General features: G+C 58.4%; 15 protein-coding genes. 7 read left to right on the forward strand and 8 right to left on the reverse strand.

What is annotated here, in order from left to right; all coding sequences use genetic code 11:
- The first annotated feature begins 41 nt into the window (after positions 1–41).
- The 6 genes from AQ621_RS16435 (at position 42) to bluB (ending at position 6,031) form a co-directional block, all read left to right on the forward strand.
- Positions 42–956: a FecCD family ABC transporter permease gene (locus tag AQ621_RS16435; protein ID WP_058342478.1), complete on the forward strand. Its 915-nt coding sequence runs from the start codon at positions 42–44 to the stop codon at positions 954–956.
- Complete coding sequence (locus AQ621_RS16440; protein WP_201785341.1) at positions 956–1,750, forward strand: ABC transporter ATP-binding protein; 795 nt, start codon at positions 956–958, stop codon at positions 1,748–1,750. Before AQ621_RS16435 ends, AQ621_RS16440 begins: the two co-directional genes overlap by 1 nt.
- Before the next feature lie 159 nt (positions 1,751–1,909).
- Entirely contained in the window at positions 1,910–3,217 is a 1,308-nt protein-coding gene (locus tag AQ621_RS16445) for a cobyrinic acid a,c-diamide synthase CobB (RefSeq protein ID WP_058342303.1), read from the forward strand.
- Between the two features lie 34 nt (positions 3,218–3,251).
- Positions 3,252–3,863: a cob(I)yrinic acid a,c-diamide adenosyltransferase gene (gene cobO, locus AQ621_RS16450; RefSeq protein ID WP_058342304.1), complete on the forward strand. Its 612-nt coding sequence runs from the start codon at positions 3,252–3,254 to the stop codon at positions 3,861–3,863.
- On the forward strand, positions 3,864–5,333 hold the full coding sequence (locus tag AQ621_RS16455; protein ID WP_058342305.1) for a cobyric acid synthase: 1,470 nt from the start codon (positions 3,864–3,866) through the stop codon (positions 5,331–5,333).
- Positions 5,330–6,031 carry a 5,6-dimethylbenzimidazole synthase gene (gene bluB, locus AQ621_RS16460; protein ID WP_058342306.1) on the forward strand — a complete coding sequence of 234 codons (702 nt, stop codon included), beginning with the start codon at positions 5,330–5,332 and terminating at the stop codon, positions 6,029–6,031. Before AQ621_RS16455 ends, bluB begins: the two co-directional genes overlap by 4 nt.
- 14 nt (positions 6,032–6,045) lie before the next feature.
- Here the strand turns inward: bluB and AQ621_RS16465 are convergent, their stop codons facing one another.
- Complete coding sequence (locus AQ621_RS16465) at positions 6,046–6,465, reverse strand: hypothetical protein (RefSeq protein WP_058342307.1); 420 nt, start codon at positions 6,463–6,465, stop codon at positions 6,046–6,048.
- 15 nt (positions 6,466–6,480) lie between these two features.
- A complete protein-coding gene (locus AQ621_RS16470) occupies positions 6,481–7,077 on the reverse strand; it encodes a nucleotidyltransferase domain-containing protein (protein WP_227508395.1) in 597 nt (198 codons plus the stop codon).
- A 96-nt stretch (positions 7,078–7,173) separates the two neighbouring features.
- Here AQ621_RS16470 and AQ621_RS16475 point away from each other — a divergent pair, with 96 nt between their 5' ends.
- Positions 7,174–7,842, forward strand: a complete 669-nt coding sequence (locus AQ621_RS16475) for a DNA-3-methyladenine glycosylase I (RefSeq protein ID WP_041654455.1) — start codon at positions 7,174–7,176, stop codon at positions 7,840–7,842.
- A 13-nt stretch (positions 7,843–7,855) separates the two neighbouring features.
- On the opposite strand, the gene cobS is transcribed toward AQ621_RS16475, so the two are convergent.
- From cobS to AQ621_RS16505, 6 genes are all read right to left on the reverse strand, one after another.
- Entirely contained in the window at positions 7,856–8,617 is a 762-nt protein-coding gene (cobS, locus tag AQ621_RS16480) for an adenosylcobinamide-GDP ribazoletransferase (RefSeq protein WP_011783835.1), read from the reverse strand.
- A gap of 75 nt (positions 8,618–8,692) precedes the next feature.
- A complete protein-coding gene (locus AQ621_RS16485) occupies positions 8,693–10,441 on the reverse strand; it encodes an ArnT family glycosyltransferase (protein ID WP_058342308.1) in 1,749 nt (582 codons plus the stop codon).
- Between the two features lie 9 nt (positions 10,442–10,450).
- Positions 10,451–11,119 (reverse strand): TVP38/TMEM64 family protein, encoded by a 669-nt coding sequence (locus AQ621_RS16490; RefSeq protein ID WP_058342309.1) that lies wholly within the window; start codon positions 11,117–11,119, stop codon positions 10,451–10,453.
- Between the two features lies 1 nt (position 11,120).
- On the reverse strand, positions 11,121–11,888 hold the full coding sequence (locus AQ621_RS16495; RefSeq protein ID WP_058342480.1) for a glycosyltransferase family 2 protein: 768 nt from the start codon (positions 11,886–11,888) through the stop codon (positions 11,121–11,123).
- An 87-nt stretch (positions 11,889–11,975) separates the two neighbouring features.
- The gene (locus AQ621_RS16500) at positions 11,976–13,388 is read right to left on the reverse strand and encodes an ATP-binding protein (RefSeq protein WP_058342310.1); all 1,413 of its coding nucleotides are present in this window, start codon (positions 13,386–13,388) and stop codon (positions 11,976–11,978) included.
- The gene (locus AQ621_RS16505) at positions 13,385–14,068 is read right to left on the reverse strand and encodes a response regulator transcription factor (protein ID WP_058342311.1); all 684 of its coding nucleotides are present in this window, start codon (positions 14,066–14,068) and stop codon (positions 13,385–13,387) included. The genes AQ621_RS16500 and AQ621_RS16505 overlap by 4 nt, the downstream gene beginning before the upstream one ends.
- Positions 14,069–14,081 lie beyond the last annotated feature (13 nt).

Raw genomic sequence — 14,081 nt, forward strand, 5'->3', positions numbered from 1 at the left:
CTTTGCCACTGTTGGTGCTGGCTCTGGCCGGCGTGCTGGCCATGGTGATCTCGGTCGGTGTTGGCAGCGTGGCGATATCACCTGCCGATGTGTTGTCGGTATTTCTGGGTGAAGGCTCGGACCTGCAGCGCACGCTGATCCTTGAGCTCCGGCTACCCAGAACCTTGTCGGCCTTTGCCACCGGAGGCCTGCTGGCCGTGGCCGGCGCCCTGATGCAGGTATTGCTGCGTAACCCACTTGCCGACCCCTACGTTCTGGGCCTGTCCGGCGGCGCGGCTGTTGGTGCGTTACTGGCGATGCTGGCGGGACTTGGCGGCGCGGTTATTTCCGGTTCTGCCTTTGCCGGTGCCCTGCTCGCGACCTTGATGGTGTTTGGGCTGGCCCATGGCACTGGCAGCTGGACGCCCTCCCGCCTGTTACTGACCGGGGTGGTGGTGGCCGCTGGCTGGGGTGCGGTTATTACCCTGATGTTGGCGATCAGCCCGGCCCGGGAATTACCGGGCATGCTGTACTGGCTGATGGGCGATGTCTCTTACGCCCGGATACCATGGCCCGGACTGGGATTGTTGACTGTTGTTTGTGTTCTGGTGGTGCCACTGGGTCGGAGCCTGAATGTGTTGGCTCGGGGGCCGATGCAGGCGGCGGCATTGGGTATTTCGGTGCGCCCGCTGGAATGGTTGATATACATACTGGCCAGCCTGCTCACCGCCACAGCGGTCACTATGGCGGGCAGCATAGGCTTTGTCGGCCTGGTGGTTCCCCACATGCTGCGACTGGTATTGGGCAACGATCAACGACTGATCCTGCCAGCCTGTGCCTTGGCCGGCGGCACACTGCTGGTGCTGGCGGATACCCTGGCGCGGGTGGTGATCGCGCCGGAGCAGCTGCCGGTGGGTGTGATCACCGCGTTACTGGGTGTACCCACTTTCCTGTATCTGTTGTACCGGAGTCGCTGATGGATGCCATGCAAAGCCGTCAGATGCAGACCCTGAGTACCCGGAACCTGGTGATTGATATTCCCGGCCGCGCCGATGGCTACCCGCTGGATTTAACGATCGGCTCCGGTCAGATCTGGGGCGTGCTCGGGCCCAACGGTGCCGGCAAGACCACTTTGCTGCATACGCTCGCAGGCCTTCGGCCGCCTCGCGCTGGTGCTTTGTATCTTGATGATGTTTCGGTATCCGGAATAAAGCGCCGTGTGTTCTCTCAACAGCTGGGACTGGTGTTCCAGGATCGCCAGGACGGCTTCCCTGCAACGGTACTGGAAACCGCGCTGATCGGTCGCCATCCCTGGCTGTCTCCGTGGCAGATGGAAGGGGCAGACGATCTCGCTATGGCGGAAAGAGCACTTGAAGCACTGGATGTTCTGCACCTGAAAGACCGTCTGGTCAGCACCCTCTCTGGCGGGGAACGCCAGCGTGTGGCGATTGCCACCCTGATGACCCAGTCGCCTCATACCTGGTTGCTGGACGAACCGACGAATCACCTGGATCTGCATCACCAGGTGGCCGTCATGAAACTGCTCACCGACCGTGCGGCAGCAGGGAACGCCATTTTCATGTGCCTGCACGATCTGAACCTGGCTGCCCGCTGGTGCGATCATATTCTGCTGATGTATCCCAACGGCGAAGCCTGCTGGGGCCCGGCAGAAAGGATGCTGGTGCCGAACGCTCTGGAACGTTTGTACAACCAGAAACTGGCAACGGTAGAAGTGGATGGCGCGCCTTTTTTCGTGCCAAAACGAGACTAACTCAGAAGTATCGCGAGGGTAGCGGGGCAGGGCTTTCCGGGACTGTCTGCAGCAGGGATGCTGCAGTCAAGCGTACAGGGATGTATTCACAGCGTGTCCCGGAAAGCCCTGCCCCGCTGCCCGTCTGCACCAAACTCAGACGACAGGGAATAGCAACACATGCCAGACAACAAAATCCCGGCCGCCATGATCACAGCCCCGGGCTCCGGCCAGGGCAAGTCCATGGTCACCGCCGCCCTGGCCCGACTGCACCGGAACGCCGGCCGGAACGTCCGGGTGTTCAAACACGGGCCGGATTATCTTGATCCCATGGTGCTGGAGGTAGCCTCCGGTAACCCGGTTTACCAGTTGCACCCCTGGATGACCGGCGAGGACGAGTGCCGGTGGCGGCTGGCGGAGGCTGCCCAGAGCGCCGACCTGATTCTGGTGGAGGGCTCCATGGGCTTGTTTGATGGCAGCCCCAGCAGCGGCGATCTGGCCAAGCTGGCGGGTATTCCGGCCCTGCCGGTGATTGATGCCAAAGGCATGGCTCAGACCTTCGGCGCGGTTGCCCTCGGCTTGGCGAGATTTGATTCCGAACTCCCTGTTCATCAGGTAATTGCCAACAAGATTGGCAGTCCTTACCACGGCGAACTGCTACGGGAGAGCCTGCCGGAAGGTATCAGCCTGCTGGGCGCAATACCCCGAAACGATGCCATGAACATTCCGGACCGGCACCTTGGTCTGGTCCAGGCGGCTGAAATGGACGACCTCAGTGATCGGCTGGATAAGGCTGCCGAAGTCCTGATGTCAGCGGGTCTGAATGTGCTGCCCGAGCCCGTGTCGTTTCATTATGAGGCACCTTCCCGGCCAGAACAGCTGCTGGCGGGGCTCAGGATCGCGGTTGCCAGGGATGCGGCCTTCAGTTTTATCTATCGCGCCAATCTGGATCTGCTTACAGCCATGGGCGCTGAGCTGGTGTATTTTTCGCCCCTGACAGATTCGGAAGTACCGATGGCTGATGCGTTGTGGCTTCCGGGCGGCTACCCGGAACTGCATGCCAGCATCTTGGCGGAGAACCTCGCCATGTTGTCGTCGATTCGCGCCTTCCACCAGGCCGGAAAGCCCATTCTGGCAGAGTGCGGTGGTCTGATGGCCTGTGCCGAAGAGCTGGCAGATAAAGACGGCAAAGTACATCGTCTGCTGGGCCTGGTGCCCGGGCGGGCGACCATGGCTAACCGACTGACCGCATTGGGTCTGCAAAGTCTGGAAACCCAGCTCGGCGGGCTGCGGGGCCACACCTATCACCATTCCAGTCTTGAGACCCCGTGGCAACCTGCCGCCAGGGCTAAGAAGCAGGCTGGCTCTGAAGGTGAGGCCGTGTATCGCGACCAGAAACTGGTGGCCAGCTATTTTCACGGATACTTCCCGTCAGCGCCTGCTTTGATTAGCGCGATCTTTCGCGGTGAGGAAGTCCGGTTTTCCTGAGCAACTCGAACGCCTTAACCCAAGGAGAGTCATCATGCGTGAACGCGCCAAAGACCCCGAACGCCATGCCAAGCGTATGGCCGCCAAACAGAAAATCATGCAAGAGCGCATTGCCAGTGCCCAGAAAGAACAGGGCGTGTTACTGGTACTGACCGGCCCTGGCAAAGGCAAGAGCAGTTCCGGCTTCGGCATGGTGGCCCGGGCTCTGGGCCACGGTATGAAAGTGGGCATCGTCCAGTTCATCAAGGGTGCGTTCAGCACCGGTGAGGAAGCGTTCTTCCGTGGACTGCCGAACGTCACCTATCACGTCATGGGCCAGGGCTACACCTGGGACACCCAGAACCGGGAACAGGATGTGGAGAGCGCAACCGATGCCTGGGAAGTTGCAGCAAGCATGCTGAGCGATGACAGCTATGACCTGGTACTGCTGGATGAACTGAATATCGCCCTGAAGTACGACTACATCGATCTGGACCGGGTGCTGGACGACCTGCAGGCCCGTCCCGAAATGCAGCATGTGGTGGTCACCGGCCGTGGTGCTCCCCAGGAACTGATTGATCTGGCTGATACGGTCACCGAGATGGGTGTGGTCAAACATGCCTTCAAGGATCAGGGCATCAAGGCCCAGAAGGGTGTGGAGCTGTAAATGCCCACCCTGATGGTGCAGGGCACCACCTCGGATGCTGGCAAAACCACGGTGGTGGCGGCGCTGTGTCGCTGGCTGGCCCGGCAGGGGGTCTCAGTCGCGCCATTCAAGCCCCAGAACATGGCCCTGAACAGTGCAGTCACCGTGGATGGCGGCGAGATTGGCCGTTCCACGGCGTTACAGGCCCTGGCCTGTGGTCTGGAGCCCCACAGTGACATGAACCCGGTGTTGCTGAAGCCCCAGAGCGATTGCGGGGCCCAGGTGATCTTGCGGGGCAAGGTCCATGGCAATATGGATGCCCTGGATTACCACGCCTACAAAGCTGAGGCGATGAATTCGGTGATGGCGAGCTGGCAGGCACTGAGTGCCCGCTACGATGTGGTCATCGCCGAAGGCGCCGGCAGCCCCGCGGAAATCAATCTGCGGGCCAACGACATTGCCAACATGGGTTTTGCCGAAGCTGCTGATTGTCCGGTGTTGCTGGTAGGGGATATCGACAAGGGCGGGGTTTTCGCCCAGCTGGTGGGTACGCTGGCGTTGATTTCCGACAGTGAGCGGGACAGGACGGCGGGTTTTATCATCAACCGGTTCCGGGGCGATATTGCGCTGTTGGAGCCCGGGCTGGACTGGCTGACGGAACACACGGGCAAGCCGGTGTTCGGGGTTTTGCCATACCTGCACGGGTTGGTGATCGACTCAGAAGACAGCGTCAGTGCCGCCGGCACCAGTGAGGCCGGCGCCCTGAAAGTGGTGGTGCCGATATTGCCTCGGATCAGCAACCACAACGATTTTGATCCGTTGCGACTCCACCCGGGCGTTGACCTGGTGTTCGTGGGGACGGATGAACCCATTCCGCCAGCGGATCTGATTATCTTGCCCGGCAGCAAAAGCACCCGGCACGACCTGCAGTGGCTAAAGCAACAAGGCTGGCCGGAAGCCATCCAGAAACACCGGCGGTATGGCGGCAAGCTACTGGGTATCTGTGGCGGCTTCCAGATGCTGGGGCTAAAAGTGGAAGACCCGGAAGGGCTGGAGGGTGAAGCCGGCACTACCGAGGGCCTGGCCCTGTTCGAAATGGTTACCCGTATGGTGCCGGGCAAGCAGCTCCGAATGGTAAATGGCGGGCTGACCTCCCATGTTGCCAGCACGGCGGTGACAGGCGCCCTGAAAGGCTATGAAATGCACAACGGTGTAACCGAAGGCGCCGCGCTGGTGCGCCCATTTGCAGAGCTGGAAGGCCGGCCGGATGGCGCCATCAGTGTGGATGGCCAGGTGGCGGGTACCTACATCCACGGCGTCTTCGACGAGCCAGCCGCCTGCCATGCCATTCTGGCCTGGGCAGGCCTTAAAGCACAGGGCGAGCAGTCGGTGGACTACCAGCGTCACCGTCTGCAGCAACTTGATCGCCTGGCCGATCAGGTGGAGCAGTGCCTGGACACAGACCGGCTAAGGAGGCTGTTGCAGTTGTGAGTAACCCGAATGATCCCTTCACCGAGGCCCAGCGCGAAGGCCTGTACCGGGCCATCTTCGAGCGCCGGGATGTGCGCTCCCAGTTCCTGCCAGATGCCATTCCGGAGGAGGTTCTGGCGCGCATCCTGAGAGCTGCCCACCATGCCCCGTCGGTCGGCTTCATGCAGCCCTGGGATTTTATCGTGATTGACAGCCTGGCGGTGCGCGAGCAGGTGCTGGAAAGTTTTAACGAGGAAAACGCAAAGGCCTCGGAAAACTACACCGGCGAGCGCCAGCAAACCTATCGGAGCCTGAAACTGCAGGGCATTCTGGAAAGCCCCATCAACCTCTGCATCACCTGTGATCGATCCCGCGGCGGTCCCAATGTCCTGGGGCGTAACTCCATTATGGAAATGGACCTGTTCAGTACCTGCCTGGCGGTGCAGAACCTCTGGCTGGCAGCACGGGCCGAGGGCATTGGCGTGGGCTGGGTGAGTATTCTGGATCAGGATGTGCTGTCGAATATCCTGCAGTTGCCGGATCATGTATACCCGCTGGCCTATCTCTGCCTGGGCTATGTCAGTGAATTCCTGGAGCAACCGGAATTACAGTCCAAAGGCTGGCGTTCCCGGCTGCCGCTGGAGGATCTGGTACATGGTAATACCTGGGGTGGCGCCCTTGATCAGGAGTCCCTGCTGGCCCGGTTAAAGCAGATCTGACATCGCGGTAGACGTCAGTTTCCTATTGGCGGCAGATCCCTCACCAGTGATTGCAGCTCGCGAGTGATCGCAATCAGCTCCTTCAGCAATTGGGGGTTCACGTCCATGTGGCCCTCGTATTCGGCCAGATTGCGGGCCGAATGACACTTGTCCAACACGCGCCATTTGGCATTGGGTAAGTCAATGGTGTGTTGCAGGCACTGGAAGACAATATAACGGCTTTCGGAACGATACCCGTGCCATCTCAGGGCGGCGAGCGATAATGCGTGGGCGGCGCCATAAGCCAGAGAGAACTGGCTGTCCTCAGACAATCCCTCAATGCAGGCGTCCCGGAGCTTGGTGTCGGCAGCCTTGAGCATGCCTTCGAACTCCCGGGCATCAGGTGGTTCTGCCTTGAGTCGTCGGATCCTGACCAGATTATCGAGTGCTTCCATGCAATGTGTCCTGTCTCAGTGGCTGAAGCGGAGGTCGAGGCGGGGTTGGTCCAGCACCCGGGTCACAAAACTCTGATTGTCTTTGATACGCTGCTCGAACTCGGCGGGAGAGTATAACGTGGGATTGATGGTTCGTTGTAATTGTTGTTCGGCGGGGGCCAGCAGTTCCATAACCTCGCTGTAACTGAGATCGTGGCCGATCAGCATGACATCGACATCGCTGCCCGCATGGGCATCCCCTTTTGCCACGGAACCGTAGATAAAGGCCTGTTCGAGAGTATCCGCCAGTGGCGCCAGGGCATTCCGGAGCACATCGGAAATACCAAAGGTTTTCTGGACGATGTGTTTCAGCTCATCGAAGATCGGGTTGTCCGGGTTGGCCTGGTAGTGGTTCTGGTTGCCTTGTCGGGTCATGACGACCAGACCGGAATCTGTCAGTTTGGCCAGCTCGCGGACAACGGTGCCGCGCCCTATATTTGCCAGCCGTACCAGTTCATTCAGGTACAGGCTCTGGTCTGGATGGCCATAGATAAGCGATAGCAGGCGCTGTTGGGTTTTGGTAAACAGTGCGTCACCGATACTGGTTCCGGGCATGGTCAGGTCGCATCTCATGAGTCTCAATATGGGTACTTTAGTACCTGATTTGGGTATTTTCAATCCCATGTTGGGCTCTTTAAGTCCCAATTTGGGGATCTCTGTGGAGGGTCTATGAAGTTTTCTGTGTTTTACCAGCAGGCCTTGGCCCGGAAGGGTGGCGAGCAGGCCCTGAAATCCCTGTTGCCTCCGGTCACCGAAAAGCATCGTCTGGCGGAGATCGGCGACGACCGTTACCTGTCCGAGATCACCCGATGCATTTTCAAGGCTGGTTTTGTCTGGCGGGTAATCGAGAACAAGTGGCCGGATTTTGAGGCGGCCTTCGAAGGGTTTGTGCCCGCCTACTGGCAGCAGGTGCCGCCAGAAGTGCTCGAGCAGCTGGCTACAGACGAGCGTATCGTTCGCAACATGCAGAAGATCCGGACCGTGCCGGAAAATGCCCGGATGATCATGGATGTGGCGAAAGACCACGGCAGCTTTGGTCAGTTTCTGGCCCAGTGGCCGTCGACCGATCAGGTGGGGCTGCTGCTCTACCTGAAGCGTAACGGTGAGCGTCTGGGGGGGAACTCAGCCCAGTACTTCCTGCGCCGGGTGGGTTGGGATGGTTTTATCCTGTCCCACGATGTGGTTACCGCCCTGACCCGGGCCGGAATACTGGATGCCTCACCGGCCAGCAAGAAAGGCATGAGCCAGGCCCAGGAGGCGTTCAACCGTTGGCACGAAGAGACGGAAATGCCCATCAGCCACCTGTCCCGGATAGTGTCCTTCACGGTGGATAACTGACGATGCCCCCACGTTAGAGAAACAGCAACAGCGCCAGTTCACTGAACACGACAGCTGCGCCCAGGGTGTCGCCGGTGTAGCCGCCAAGCTGGCTACGAAGATAGCTGCCCCAGAACACAGCAACCAGCAGGACGGCCGTTATGGCTGCGGGAATCAGTAACGGCTGCCAGAGTGATAATCCGGCTGCCAGCAACAACACAAACCCCGCGGCCGCCAGCAAGCGGCTGCGGGAGAAACCGTCTGCCACCGGCTTGGATTTACTCTTATCGGGGTCAGTGACGTACGGCAGGCAGGCCATCAATATCAGTGGTGTCAGCCGGGAAACCGCAGGTGCCACCAGCAACGCAAGCCAGATCAATTCAGCCTCAGCCAGCAGAGCTACTTTCAGCAGCAAGGCCATCACCAGTGCCACTGTGCCATAGGTTCCGATCCGGCTGTCTTTCATGATCTCCAGTCGTTTTTCAACGGTATAGCCGCCGCCGAGAGCATCCACACTGTCGGCCAGGCCATCTTCGTGGAAGGCCCCGGTGATAAACAGGTGCAGAATAACTACCAGGATAATGGCCGCCAGCGGGCTGGCCACCAATGAGAACAGAAAGTAGGCGGCGCAATAGCCAAGGCCGAGCAGAAGGCCCACCAGGGGAAAATAAACGCTGCTCTGGTTCATCAGGCGCTGGGAGTAATCAATCCGAACGAGCATTGGGATACGAGTCAGGAAGCCCAGGGCCAGCCAGAAGGCCTGCCATTCTTGTGCAATCTGCGAGCGAGGGAGCAAGGGCGCCTCCTTGAGAATTCAAAAGCGCCCATTGTACGTGAGACCAGCAAAGTTTGCGGCGTTCTCAGAGTGGCATCAGTCCATCCACTCCCCGGGGTTGTCGGTGGTAAAGTGTGTCACCTTGTCCGGGGGGTCACAGCTGTCCGTCATGTCCTGGTCGCTCAGCAGCACGTAGGTATCCCGGTGAGCGGTGCCAATTGATTTTGCGCCGTCAGTGGTGAAGCACGACAGAGCATGCCGATCGGCCACAATGAGGTAACTGTCTGGCGTCTTCTTCATCCAGACCCATGCATTACGATCTTCCTGTTCCAGTGAATTGAAGAAGCTGAAATGAGTGAAATCCCGCTTCGAGAAAAGAATAAACTGTTCACGGAAATCAATCATGCCAATTTGCCCGTCGGCAGGCACGAACTGCTCGGCTGCGGCGAGCACATTTCTGGGTGTGCGCAATGGCTCGAGAATCCGGTAACCCCAGGTTGTGAACACCAGCCAACTCACCATCAGGGCAATGAACCAGCGCCCGAGTGCCCGGCAGCGCCAGAGCGCCATGAGACTTGCCACCCAGATAAGCCCAAGGGTGAACAACAGGGTGCCGGCTTCGTGCAGTCGAGCCGGATCCTGGGTGTAGTCAGCGACCTTTTCCACCAGACGAGGGTGGTCATTCCAGGCTAGCACGCCCAGGGTGATCAAGACTGCACCAAGCAGCAGATGCAGAGCACTGATGACTGCCCCGAACCAGCGTGCCGGGTTTTGTCCACTCAATGCTGGGGCCAGGCTCAGGGCCAGTGCAGGTAAAACCGGCAGCACATAGACCCCGCGCTTACCAGGGCTAAGGCTGAAAAACGCCACCACCAACACAACCCACGCCAGCAATACCAAAACTTCCGGCCTGTATTTGAGAACTTCACGAACCGGCCGCAACAGCGCCAGGAATAACAGCGGCAGCGGAAACCAGAGCGAGGGAATCACGCTGGCGAGGTAGTAATACCAGGGCTGAATGTGCCCCCAGGAATCGGCATAGCGCTCACCGGTCTGTTTGAACAGAATGTTGTCGCGATAGGCCAGGGCTTCGTCGGTGCCCAGGTGACTGACGGCCAGAACCATCGGCACCAGCCAGGCGGCCACAACGGCCAGCATGACCAGGGGCCCGAGGGCGCAGCGCCAGCGGAGTGTGCCCTGAAACCGAGAAGTGTCCTGTAGTTTCAGGGCCAGTATCGGAATGAACAGCAAGGCGGGCAGAAAGCCAACCCCTTTGGTAATAATGCCAAGACCCATAAAGGCCCAAGCCACGAAATACCAACGCCAGGACGGCTGCACGAAAAAATGCCGGATCAGACCGTAACAGGCCACCATGATCCAGCAGGCCACCATGGCATCAATCTGGGCTCGCTGGGCCTGAATCAGGAACTGGGGTGCCACCATCAGCAGCAGTGCGGCAATGGCGCCGGTGCGTTGGTTCCACAAGCGTGTGCCCAGATCGAACACCAGGCCCAGGGTTAGCAGGCTGCACAGGGCGTTCGGTAGCAGAAACGCAATTTTCAGGTTGCCGGTCAGCCAGTAGAAAAAGGCAATGGCCCACATGAACACCGGTGGTTTGTCCGGGTAGAGTTCGCCGCCCCGCATGGGCAGCAGCCATTGCCCGGAGGCCACCATTTCCCGGGCGACTTCGGCGAATCGCGGTTCGTCGGCGGGCCACGGAGAGCGTAACCCGATGCCGGTCAGAATCATGAGTGCCGCGAAGGCCAGTACCACCAGTAACAATTGATTGTAAGGCAGATTGAATAAGGTGTCGGGTAAACGCCGAAGACGGAAGTCGAGTGTCATAATTGCAACTCAGGAGGGGTCAGATACGGAATCAGCAAGGGTCTGATTGCGCTGGTTGTGATACAGGTAAGCGCCAATGGCACTTGCCAGCGCGAACAGAACCGCGCTTACCACAAGCTGGTCAAGACGGGCCTGGCCAATCCCTGCGCCGGCCATTGCAAAGATCACCATCTGGGGCAGGTAGCCAAGAACGCTGCCCAACAAAAATGGGACGAATCGTATCCCGGAACACCCGGCGAGGAGATTGGTGACAAGATTGCTGCCTACCGGCAACAGCCTGATCATGAGTATTTTGAGCAGAGTGCCTTCCGTGAACAGCAGGTCAAAACGTTGCATGCGATCTGAAAAACGGTTCAGGAGTGATGTTCGCAAAAGCCAGCGTGCGACAAAAAAGCAGCCTGTCGCGCCAATGGCTGTAGCGATAGTCGATAGGATCGCACCCTGAATGCTGCCTGCGGCAAATCCCAGAACGAAAGCGAGGACCTGTCTGGGGGCTCCGAATCCAGTGAAAAGTGCACCGAGCAGCGTAATGGCTGAAAGTCCCGCCAGCCCATTACTGTTCAGGAAATCTGCCACGCGATCCTGATCGGTCAGAAAACCGAACCAGTCTCCGCTCATGGTCAGATAGCCTGTTAATACCAGGATGGCGAAAGATAGCCAGCGCAGTCCCGAAGCCATATCAAGCCCGTTCCGTTGCCGGTCGACTGTTGTTCGGATCCTCTAGGTTTGCAATTTGAGGAACTCGTGTGCGGTGAAGTAACCACATAACGCCGATCATATCGACGATTCCGGCCCATGCACGGTTCCAGGCATTGTATTTGGAAATCCCGGCCATTCTTGGGCGATGATTGACCTCGACAATGGCGATTTCGCCTCCCGCGCCTTTCACCAGCGCGGGAATGAACCGATGGGCGTGATCGAACCACGGCAGTTTGAGAAAGGTCGACCGGGGAAACAGCTTCAGTCCACAGCCTGTATCGGGAACTCCATCATGTAGAAAGGCGTTGCGAATACGATTAGCCAGGCGTGATTGGAAACGTTTCCATGCTGTATCCTTCCGATTTATACGATAGCCGGCGATACAAAAGTCGGGATTGTGAAGTCTGTTCGCTTGTTGCAACAGTGCTGGAATATCGGCGGGGTCGTTTTGACCATCTCCGTCCATTGTCACAATCAGTTGGCCTGTGGCGCGAAGGATACCGGTCGCCAGTGCCCCGCTCTGTCCGATGCTCTGTTCATGTCGAACCGCCAATAGCCTGCCCCCCAAAGCCTCGGCAGTGCGACGAGCTGTTGCCAGTGTCTGGTCGGAACTGCCATCGTCCACGAGCACGACTTCAAAGCCCGGGTAATCCCTCATAACGTTGAAGGCCTCGGTCAGCAGCTTCGCGATGTTTTCCTGCTCGTTTTTTGCAGGAATGACCAGTGACAGAGTGCTGTGCTGAGACATTGAGATATTCTCCAAGATGTTAACCAAACCATGTTGCCGTGCGGTTTATGCCTCGGAGAATTATCAGCCTTGAAGCTTAACCGAATCTTAAGAGTGTTTCGTGAGCGCCGGGCATCGTGCTGGCAGCCATACTTGCACACAAAGCCCGGGTTGACCGTCTGCCCTGTCTGCCAGGATAAGATGGCCACCATGGAGCTCGGCAATACGCCGAGCAATCGCCAGCCCCAGCCCTGCGCCTCCACCTTTACGTTGATCCAGTCGCACAAACCGGCTGAGTGCGCGTTCACGCTCCTCCGAGGGAATTCCAGGACCCTGGTCACAAACCGAAATGGCGTAGCCTTCACCTGTGGGAACGAGATTGGTGGTGATTATGGTATGAGGCGGACTGTATTGGATGGCGTTGGCCAGCAAGGAGCGCATGAGGGTGTTAATCAGGGCACGATGGCAGCTAATCAGGGACTGACCTGTTTCGTCCTGGAGCACCGGCTCTATGTTTTTCTTTAGCGCCAGCGGTGCAACATCTGCGATGCTTTGTTCCAGAATGGCGGAAAGATTGTGATGCTCCGGCGGAAACTGAGCGCCGGAGTCCACCCGACTCAGTAACAGCATTTGTTCGACCAGATGAACCATTCGGTCTACGGCCTGGATAAGGTCTCCATATTGTTCGGGGTTGTCACCGTAAACTTTCTCCAGGTTCAGGCGCAGCGCGGCCAATGGGGTTCGCAGCTCATGTGCAGCATCAGCGGAGAAGCGGCGTTCACGTTCCAGAGCCTGATTCAGCCGTCTCAACAGGCCGTTGACTGCGTGCACCAATCCAGCTACTTCTTTCGGAGCCTGACGATCATCGAGGGGATGGATGTTCTCCGGCGCCATGTTCCGAACCGGTTTTTCGAGCTTTCTCAAAGGCTTGAAGCTCACCTGAATTGATGCCAGGACGGCTATGGCCAGTAGAGGCAACGCCAACAGAAAAGGCAGAACGTTGCCCAGCGCAATTTCCTGGCTCAGTTCATCCCGAACGTCCTCTCGCTGGGCGGTACGTATCCAGAACCCGGTCGATGGATCTCGCATGGTAAACGTTCGCCATTGATAGCCGGCGGCCTCCTGCCAGGCAAATCCTGGCTCAAGGCCCTGGGCATCGTTAGCCCGGAGCGTGTCCAGCACAGGTTGTTGATCAGGAGACCAGACTTCGAAAGCGATTTTGCGTTCGTATTTATGCCCGGCACCGTCGGGCAGAATTTCGTCCTCTTCTTCATCGCCCTGAAATAATGCGTCCGGCAATTCGAGAGTTTTCGACAGCGTAAAGGCTAACTGCTCGATAGACTGAGTGCTCGAGAGATGTTCCACCAGCCCCTGCACAATCCGGGTACTTTGTGCCAGCTCCGCATCGAACAGTTCGTCCAACTGGTGATTGCTGACATAGAACCCCCAGCCTGCCGCGATTAGAGTGATCATAAAAACAGTGCTGGTAATTAGCAGAATCAGCTTCCGTGTCAGGCTCATATTTCTTGGCCTTCCGAGGCTGCTTTGCTGTCCAGCATGTAGCCAACGCCGCGCACAGTGCGAATGGCCTGCTTACCCAGCCGCCGGCGCAGATGGTGAACGTGAACTTCCAGGGCGTTGCTCTCGGCACCCTGATCCCAGCCGTAAAGTTGTTCCTCCAAACGTCGTCTGGTTGCCACCTGATCAGGGTGCCGCATCAGATAGTGAAGGATCTGCAGTTCGCTACGGGGTAGCACGAACGTCTCTGTGCCTACCTGCAATTGCGCAGAGTCCGGATCAAGCACGAGTCGCCCCACCTTGAGTCCTGAGGCTCGTGTGCCTGAGCGGCGGCGAGTAACAGCCCTTATCCGGGCTTTCAGTTCTGACATGGCAAAGGGCTTGGTCAGGTAATCGTCTGCCCCTGCATCCAGTCCCTGTAGTTTTTCGGTCAGTTCGCTCCGCGCAGTCAGGATGATGATGGGCAACTCTACGCCCTGCTCCCTCACCTGGCGGACAATGTCCAGGCCATCGACACGGGGTAACGTCAAGTCAAGAATGGCCAGGTCAAAGCTCTCGTTCAGTAAGGCGTTCAGAGCCTGTTGGCCATCATCGACCCAATCTACGGTATTCTGGTCGTCCCGCAGCATGCTCAGCATGGTGTTGGCCAGTGGGTGATCGTCTTCGGTCAGAAGTATGCGCATTTGGCTACGCCAT

The sequence above is a fragment of the Marinobacter sp. P4B1 genome (assembly GCF_001447135.1).
Taxonomy (GTDB): Bacteria; Pseudomonadota; Gammaproteobacteria; order Pseudomonadales; family Oleiphilaceae; genus Marinobacter; species Marinobacter vinifirmus.